Genomic DNA, 9,165 nt, shown 5'->3' with positions numbered 1-9,165 from the left:
ATTCGACCTCTTCGGCGGAGAAAACAAGGAACCGGCGTCTTCTCCGTTGTCGCACGTGAAATTCACTGCCGAAGAGTGGCCGCGCAAACAGTTGCTGGCACATGAACGGGACATGCTCGGCCTCTACGTTTCAGCCCACCCCTTGGACGGCGCCGAGGGCGTCCTCCGCAAACACGCACCCCGCCCGATCGCGGCGATCATCGACAATCCACCCAAGGAGGGGGAACTCGTCGTCGCCGGGTTGATCACTTCGCTGGAGCGCCGGGTGAACAAAAAGGGCGAACCCTGGGCGATCTGCACGGTCGAGGATTTGGACGCGTCTCTTGAGGTGTTGTTCTTCGCCAAGTCGTACGCGTTGTGCGCGGCGGATCTGGTGGAGGACAACGCGGTGCTGGTGAAGGGCCGAGTGAACTGGCGGGAGGACAGAATGTCGGTCTTCGGGGCGGACCTGGCGCCGCTGGACCTCACGGAACTCGGGGAAACGCCGCTGGTGCTGCACACGCGGGCGGAGAAGGTGACGCTGCCGGTGGTGCTGGAACTCAAGCAGACTTTGCTGGCGCACCAGGGGAATACGCCGGTGCACCTGCACGTGGGGGAGCAGCGGTACGCCCTGGACGGGTACTCGGTCAAGGTGACCCCGGCGCTGCTGGGCGAGGTGAAAACCATCCGGGGGATCACCGTGGCCTCGTGAGTGGCAATCCCGGTTCTAACCGGGATTGCCACTCACGACCGCCTCAGCGCTTGAGCCCGTGCTCGATCGCCTCGATGATCCGCGGCCGCAGCTGCGCCGTGCTCACGATCGCGTCCACCGACCCGACCTCGACCGCGCGCTGGATGCTGTGCACCCGGTCGAACTCCGACGCCACCTCGCCGAGCTTCTCAGCCCGCACCGACGACGTGACCTCGGCCAGCTCGGCCGCGCAGGCAGCCCGCTCGGCCCCGCTCAGCTCGCCCAGCCGCTTCTGCAGCTCAGCGACCCGAGGGTCGTTCGCCGTCCGGGTCTTCACCTCGCCGGCGAACACCACCGCGGCCGCCGGAGCGCCGCCGAGCACCGAGGCGAACGAGCCCTCCAGCGCCAGCACCGTCATGTTCGGGTTCAGCGCCTTCGAGAACACCACGAACGCCCCGCCGTGGTAGCGCGAGATCACCGTGAACACGATCGGGCCTTCGAAGTTCACGATCGCGCGGCCGATCTCGGCCCCGTACTCCAGCTGGAGCTTCTTCATCGACTCCGGCGAGCCGTCGAAGCCGGACAGGTTCGCCAGCACCACCAGCGGACGGTTGCCGCTCGCCGCGTTGATCGCGCGGGCCGCCTTCTTCGACGACTTCGGGAACAGCGTGCCCGCGGTGAACGTGTCCGGGCCGTCGGTGGGCGGGAAACCGCGACGGGGCACCGAACGCGATTCGATGCCCAGCAGGCACACCGGGTGGCCGCCGATGTGCACGTCCTGCACCGCGGCGGTGTCCGCGTCCGCCATGCCCGCCCAGCGCTCCAGCACCGGGTGGTCCTGGTCGGACAGCGCGCGCATCACCGTGCGGATGTCGAACGGCTTCTTGCGGTCCGGGTTGTGCTCGGCGGAGAAGATCTGGCCCACGGTGGCGAAGTCGCTGCCGACGACGGCGTGCGGGTAGTCCGACACGTCGCGGCCTGCCGGGTCGGTGGTGACCGCCTGGCGCGGGCCCGCTTCGCCCGGCACCACGTAGGTGTGCGCGTAGTGCGCCATCAGCACGTCGCGCGCCCCGGCGAGGTTCGGCGCCCAGTACTGCGCCTGCCCGTTCGGGCCCATCACGCGGTCGTAGCCGCCGATGCCGAAGTTGTCCTCGGCCGACACGCCGCCGGAGAAGTCCAGCGACTGCTTGCCGGTGAGCACCATCGCCGAATCCGGCGTCATCACCAGGATGCCCTTGGTGTGCATGAGCATCGTGGCCTCGGCGTTCCAGTACGGCTGCGCGCCCACGGTGATCCCGGCGACCACGATGTTGATCTCGCCGCCGTCCTGGGTGAACTCCACGATCCGCTTCAACGCGGCCGCGACCCAGTCCATGTTCTCGGTGCCGGACTCCATCGAGATCCGCGCGCCGGACGACAGCGCGAACCATTCGACCGGAACCCGCAGCTCCTGGGCCAGGTTCAGCGCCGCGATCACCCGCGTGCACTCCGGTTCGGCCAGCGCGCCGAGCGACTTCGTCGGGTCGCCCAGCAGCACCACGCGCTTGACGCCCTCGGGCACCCGCTCGGTCGGCGTGCTGACCACGCCTGCCACGAGCCCCGCCTTGTTCTGCCCGCGCGGCCGGTCGACCGGCACCAGCGCGCCGGTGTCGTCGAGATCGTGCTCCTCGAAGGACCCGCCGCCCGCCAGCAGTTCGGTGAGCTCGTACGGGTACACCGTGTCGCGGCGAGCCGCGCGCAGCACCTTCTGCCGGTAGTCGTCCAGCGGCTGCACCGGTTCGGTGCTCGGGGCCTCGACCGACAGCCGCACGCCCGCGCCGACCTCGTTGCGGACCGTCACCGCGATGTCGGTCAGCTCGCCGGTTTCCGCGTTCCGCTGCCGGGCGAGGAACTGGATCTCCTCCAGGCCCGCGCCCGCGGTCGTCGGCAGGACGCGGCGGGCGAGCAGGTTCAGCTCGTCCATCGTCAGGTCGCTCGGCGGCCACACGTAGATGACGATCCGGTTGGTGTCGAACCGGTTCTTCGCCGGACGCCGAGCCTGCGCGTTGCGGACCGCGTCGAGGCACGCGGCGAGCGTGTCCTCGGCCGAGGGCAGCGACACGAGCCTGCCGTCCGCCTCGCGCAGCGGCGTGAGGTCGCGGACCTGCGCCATCGCGATCAGCCGCTCGTCGGCCGGGTTGGTCTTCGCGGTGCCGGTGAACAGGTACACCTCTTCGTCCGCCGACGGCAGCCGCGTGAGGTCGAATTCCTGCAGCCGCTCCAGCTGGAGCCGCTCGGCGACGCGCGGGTGCAGCCCGCGGATCACCCGGTCCTCGGCGAAGCCGGATTCGGTGCGGCGGAAGGTGAAGTGGTGGTGCATCACCGCGCCGCCGCCACCGGCGACCGTGGTGACGACCCGGTCGACGTCGGCCGGAAGCGGTTGCGCCGCGACGATTTCGCCCAGCTTCCCGGCCATCGCGTCGCTGTCGGGCTGGTCGGTCCACTTGAGATAGACGTCCGCGGCGACCGGAACCCCGGCGTCGGCGGACAGCTCGGCCACCGCGCGCATCGCGTCCGGCAGTCGCGGGAAGTCGACCGCGGTGGTGACCACGCGCGCCGGTTCGGGGTGCTCAGCGGTGACGAACGAGCAGCCCGCGACCTCGCGCACGCGCACGTCGGTGAGCGCCTTGTTGCCGTAGTAGCGCCGGGTCAGCACCTCCAGCATCGGGGCCGGGTCCGCGCCCGGCCGCCCGATCCGCTGGCCGAGCAGCCGCACCAGCGGCTCGTTGCTCGACACCATGCCGGAGATCCGCTCGGCGCGGTCGGCCGCGTCCGGGTTGCGGTCGAGGTAGCGCAAATGGCCGCGGATCTCCGCGTACACCTCGGCGCGCGCCCGGCGCAGCAGCGGCTGCGCGAACCAGCGGAACACCACGCCGCGGGCGAGGTCGCTGACCGCCGGGAACCGCAGCTGGGTGGCGGCGACCAGGTGCTCCAGCGCGAGCCCGGCCGTCTCCCGCAGCTCGGCCGACGGCGGGGCCTCGGTGAGCCATTGCCGCAGCAGCGCGGACACGATCGCGCTGTCGCTCGAAGCCCGTTGCTGGGCAAGGAAAATCCGGAATACTGCCTCTTCCAGCTCCGGCGTGCGCTCGAGGTCGCCGACGCCGTAGTGGCCGAGCACGCGGCGCAGCCTGCCCTGGAATTTCTCCGGCAGCCCGGCGCGCTCGACGTCGAGGCTCTGCAGGTAGGTGTGGAAGTACTCGCGGGCGCTGTGCACCGGGCTCGACGCGCTGAGGTCGTCCGCGGCGGGCTTGTTCCGGCTCAGCTCGGACAGGTCGGCGAACACGCCGAGCAGTTCGAGTTCGCCCTCCAGCGGCCGGGCAGGCAGGTCGGCACGCGCCGACAGATAGCCGCTGAGCACCCGGCCCTGGTCGTGCGGGTCGACGTCGAACCCGAGCAGCAGGCTGCGCAGGTCCTGCCTGCCGCGCTCGACCCGGTCGGCCGCGCTCGTGCCGTCCTGCTCGGCGGGCAGGTCGATCTCGGCGGTCTCGGCCTGCGCGGCGGCCTCGTCCTCGGCTTCGTCGGCCAGCGGTTCGAGGCGCAGCAGCGGAGCACCGGTCTCCACCTGGCTGCCGATCGACACCGGGAGTTCCTTGACCCTGGCCCGGAACGGCGCGCGCAGCACCGTCTCCATCTTCATGCTTTCCAGCACGAGCACCGGCGCACCGGACTCGACCTCGTCGTCCACCGCGACCGGCGTGGCGACCACCAGCGCGGGCGCGGGGGAGCGGACGACGCCGCCCTCGTCGCGGCTGATCCGGTGGGTGATGCCGTCGACCTCGACCAGGTGGGTCGGCCCGTGCGTGCCGGTGACGAGCCGGAACCGGGTGCCGTTGACGGTGATCTGGCCGCTGTACTCGTCGAACCGTTCGAGTTCGACATCGGCCGGATGCACCTCGCCGCCGCCGCTGACGCCGACCCGGAACCGCTTCGGCCCGGTGCGCGCCACGGTGACCCGGTAGGACGCGCCGCGCAGTTTCAGGTCCAGCGGACGGATTTCGTGGCGCACCTGCGGACGGCCGCCGAACGCGGTGGACAGCAGGCGCTGGCGGCTGACCTCCTCGTCGTCCTCGTAGGCCTCGATCGCCGCCGCGGCGAGCGCGACCGCGGAATGCCGCGTGGTGACGAGACGGCCTTCGGCGCGGACGCGGTCGATCCAGCCGGTGTCCGCGCTGGCGTCGATCACCTCGGGCTGGTCGAGCAGGTCGAGCACGAAGCTCTTGTTGGTGGCGCCGCCCTCGATCAGCACGGACGTCTCGGACATCGCCCGGCGCAGCCGCGCGAGCGCCTGGTCGCGGTCGCGGCCGTAGGCGATGATCTTGGCGATCATCGAGTCGAAGTCGGCGGGGATCGTGTCGCCCTCGCTGACGCCGGTGTCGACCCGGATGCCCGGGCCGGCGGGCAGCAGCAGCCGCGCGATGCGGCCGGGGGACGGCGCGAAGTCGCGGTCCGGGTCCTCGGCGTTGAGCCGCGCCTCGACGGCGTGCCCGGACTCCTCCGGCTGCGCGCCTTCGAGTTTGCCGCCGGACGCGACGTGCAGCTGCAGCCGCACCAGGTCGGTGCCGGTGGTGATCTCGGTGATCGGGTGTTCCACCTGGAGGCGGGTGTTGACCTCGAGGAAGGCGAACATCCGGTCGCCGGGGTGGTAAAGGAATTCGACGGTGCACGCGCCGCGGTAGCCGACCGCGACCGCGAGCCGCTCGGCCGACGCCTTGAGCTCGGCGGTCTGCTCCGCGCCGAGCACCGGCGACGCCGACTCCTCGATGATCTTCTGGTTGCGCCGCTGCACCGAGCAGTCGCGGACGCCCAGCGCCCACGCGGTCTCGCCGTCGGAGATCACCTGGACCTCGACGTGCCGCGCGCCGGTGACCAGGCGCTCCAGGAACACGACGCCGCTGCCGAACGCGCGCAGCGCTTCCTGGCTGGTGCGCTCGTACGCCTCGGTGAGGTCGCCCGCCGACTCGACCTTGCGGATGCCGCGCCCGCCGCCGCCCGCGGTGGCCTTGAGCATCAGCGGGTAGCCGATCTTGTCGCCCGCCGCGAGAGCTTCCTCGAGGGTCGCGACCTCGCCGCCGCTCCACAGAGCGACCGGGACGCCGACCTCCTCGGCGATCAGCTTCGCGCCGATCTTGTCGCCGAGCTTGCGCATCGCGTCCGCGCTGGGACCGACGAAGGCGACCCCGATCTTCTCGCACAGCTCGGCGAACGCCGGGTCCTCGGCGACGAAGCCCCAGCCGACCCACGCGGCGTCGGCCTTGGTCTCGACCAGCGCCTTCTCCAGTTTGGCGAGGTCGAGGTAGGGCCGCGCGGAGGCGGGGCCGAGCGAATAGGCGACGTCGGCTTCGCGGACGAAAGTCGCGGTGGCGTCCGCGTCCGTGTAGAGCGCGACCGTCTCGATCCGTCGCCCGGTCTCGGCGGACAAGTCCCGGACGGCGTGGATCAACCGCATCGCGGCCTCTCCGCGGTTGACGATGGCGACGCGATTGAACACGGACAAAGCCTCCCAGTGAACCTGACTGCACCACGCACAGCAGGCGACGCCGGACCCGCCGGAACGTCGCCTGTCTTCGTCGTACACATTGCTCCCTTACCGCCGGGTACACCAATGTCGCGGATGACGCATGCCGCGCCTGCCGGTTTGTAGAAACCCGCCAAAAACGGCTCGTGTCACGTCGTTCCGGCCTCGTTTATCGCGAGGTATGCCACAAATCACGCCCGGCTGACCAGGGGCGGAGGCAGCTGGACGGCCAGGCGTTTCCAGGGGGTCGGACAGGGGTCACCCGCAGTTCAGGCGGCGGCGCGGAGCGTGCCGGACGAAATCGGAGCTGAGGCTCCCCTGAGCGGGGAAAATGTGACACTTGACACTCCGGCGGGCCACCCCTACCGTCGCGGGTAATCGATTTCTCGACACGGGGCGGGCCGAGAGGCGGGGCATGGGCGAAGGCGGCGCGCTGGCCGAACTGGCCGGCGTCAGCAAGACCTACGGCGGGGTGCGTGCCCTGGGCGCGGTGGACTTCACCGCGGCGAAGGGGGAGGTGCACGCGCTGCTCGGCGAGAACGGGGCAGGCAAGTCCACGCTGCTGAAGATCTTGTCGGGGGAGATCGCCGCGGGGGAGGGGGCGATCCGGATCGCGGGGGAGGCGGTCCGGTTCGCCCGCCCGGCCGACGCGCGCCGCGCCGGGGTCGCGATGATCCATCAGGAACTGGACCTCGTCCCCGCGCTTTCCGTGGCGGAGAACGTTTTTCTCGGCCGCGAACCGCACACCCGCGGCGGCACGGTCGACCGGCGGCGGATGGTCGCGGCCACGCGCGAGGTGCTGGAGCGCTCCGGCGTCGACCTCGACCCGCGCACGCCGGTAGAACGGCTGCGCACCGGCGAACAGCAGCTCGTCACCATCGCGAAGGCGCTGTCGCTGGACGCCCGGATCCTGCTGATGGACGAACCGACGTCGGCGCTGTCGCCGCGCGAGGTGGAGCGCCTGTTCACGGTCATCGACCAGTTGCGCGCGGACGGGGCGGCGATCGTCTACGTGTCGCACCGGATGGACGAGATCGGGCGGGTCGCGGACCGGGCGACGGTGTTGCGCAACGGCGAGGTCGTCGCGGAGTTCAGCGCGGCGGAGCTGACCGCCGAACGGGCCGCGGAGGCGATGGCGGGCCGTCCGGTGCACTTGATGTTCCGCGCGGACAGCGTGCCCTCGCCGCATCAGGACGACGTGCTGGGCGTCGAGGATCTCGTGATGCGGCCGCGCGCCGGGCGGCGGGAGCCGGACGGGATCAGTCTCACCGTGCGGGCCGGCGAGATCGTCGGTATCGCCGGATTGCTCGGCGCGGGACGGACCGAGCTGCTGGAGGCGCTGTACGGCGCTTCCGGGGGAAAGCTTTCGAGCGGCCGGATCTTTCTGCGCGGCAAGGAGTTCCGGCCGCGTTCGCCGCGCCGGTCGCTGCGGTCGGGGATCGCGTTCGTGCCCGAGGACCGGCGGATCGCGGGGCTGGCGCTGGAGCATTCCGTCGTGGCGAACACCGTGCTGTCCATTGTGGACCGGCTGGCGCGGTTCGGGATCGTTCCCGGCCGGCGCGAGCGGACGGTCGCCGGGGAGGAAGCGGGGCGGCTCGGGGTGAAACTGGGGTCGCTCGCCGATCCGGTGGGTTCGCTGTCCGGCGGGAATCAGCAGAAAGTGGTGCTGGGCCGGGCTTTGCTCACCGAACCGGCGTTGCTGCTGCTGGACGAGCCGACGCGCGGCGTGGACGTCGGGGCGAAGGCGGAGATCTACCGGCTGCTCGGCGAGGCCGCGCGGAGCGGCGTCGGGGTGCTGCTGGCGTCGTCGGAACCGGCGGAGCTGGTCGGCGTGTGCGACCGCGTGGTGGTGCTGCGCGGCGGACGGAGCGTGCACGAACTGGACACGGCGCGGGCCGGCGAGGCGGAACTGCTCGCCGCGTCGATGGGAGACGTCCGGTGAACGGGCGCGCCGTGCTGGCCGCGGTGTTCCGCTTCCAGAGCGTCTTCGGGCTCGTGCTGGTGTTCGCCGCCGCGATCGTCTTCTCGCCGCACCGGGACGGGGAACTGGTGTTTCTCGGCAGCGGCAACTTGTTCAACGTCGTCCGCGCGATTTCCGAGATCGGCATCATCGCGGTCGGCATGACGCTGGTGATCCTCGTCGGCGGCATCGATCTGTCGGTGGGCTCGGTGATGGGGCTGGCCAGCGTCGGCGTCGCGCTGCTGCTCACCAGCGGCGGCTGGGGACTCGTGCCGGGCGTGCTGACGATTCTCGCGCTCGGCTTCGGTTTCGGTCTGCTGCAAGGGATCGCGAGCGCGCGGTTCCGGATCCAGTCGTTCATCGTGACGCTCGCCGGGATGCAGATCGCCCGCGGGATCGCGCGGATGTGGTCCGGCGGCGAGGGAGTTTCGATCGCCTACGGGTCCGGTCCCGGCCAGGCCCCGGTGCCGTTCTCGCTGCTGGGCGAGCGGACGTTCGGCGGCGTGGTGCCGATCCCGGCGCTGTTCTTCGTGGTCGTCGCCGCGCTCGCGGTGCTCGTGCTGCGGGCGAGCGCGTTCTCGCGGCACGTGTACGCGATCGGCGGCAACGAGAAGGCCGCGGTGCTGTCCGGGGTGCCGGTGATCCGGGTGAAAGTGCTGGTCTTCGGCCTGTGCGGGCTGCTGGCCGCGCTGGCCGGGATCGTCCACGCGGGACAGTACAACTTCGGCGGGCCCAACGACGGCACCGGCTACGAGCTCAACGCGATCGCGGCCGTCGTGATCGGCGGGACCAGCCTGTCCGGCGGGCGCGGGTCGGTGTCCGGCACCGTCGCGGGCGCCCTGCTGGTCGGCGTGCTCGACAACATCCTCCAGCTCAACGACATCGATTCGAACGTCCAGCTGATCGTGGTCGGCGTGGTGATCGTGCTGGCCGCGGGCCTGCAGCGGCTGCGCCCGGCCGCGGCGTAGGCGTTCGGGAAAA

The 9,165-nt window shown here is 71.2% G+C and carries 4 protein-coding genes; 3 read left to right on the top strand and 1 reads right to left on the bottom strand.

The genetic code is table 11. The features are described from left to right. On the top strand, positions 1–691 hold a 691-nt coding region (locus tag H4281_RS18155; protein WP_376771888.1), incomplete at its 5' end, for an OB-fold nucleic acid binding domain-containing protein. 43 nt (positions 692–734) lie between these two features. On the opposite strand, the gene H4281_RS18150 is transcribed toward H4281_RS18155, so the two are convergent. Continuing rightward, a complete protein-coding gene (locus tag H4281_RS18150; RefSeq protein ID WP_182892096.1) occupies positions 735–6,197 on the bottom strand; it encodes an ATP-binding protein in 5,463 nt (1,820 codons plus the stop codon). A gap of 442 nt (positions 6,198–6,639) precedes the next feature. On the opposite strand from H4281_RS18150, the gene H4281_RS18145 reads away from it, so the two are divergent. After that, positions 6,640–8,166 (top strand): sugar ABC transporter ATP-binding protein, encoded by a 1,527-nt coding sequence (locus tag H4281_RS18145; RefSeq protein WP_182892095.1) that lies wholly within the window; start codon positions 6,640–6,642, stop codon positions 8,164–8,166. After that, complete coding sequence (locus tag H4281_RS18140; protein WP_182892094.1) at positions 8,163–9,152, top strand: ABC transporter permease; 990 nt, start codon at positions 8,163–8,165, stop codon at positions 9,150–9,152. Before H4281_RS18145 ends, H4281_RS18140 begins: the two co-directional genes overlap by 4 nt. Positions 9,153–9,165: the final 13 nt, after the last annotated feature.

Origin of the sequence: Amycolatopsis dendrobii (genome assembly GCF_014145675.1) — a bacterium.
In the GTDB taxonomy this organism is placed as follows: Bacteria; Actinomycetota; Actinomycetes; order Mycobacteriales; family Pseudonocardiaceae; genus Amycolatopsis; species Amycolatopsis dendrobii.
Note: the sequence above shows the minus strand (reverse complement) of the source record. Positions and strands in the feature narration are given on the sequence as shown.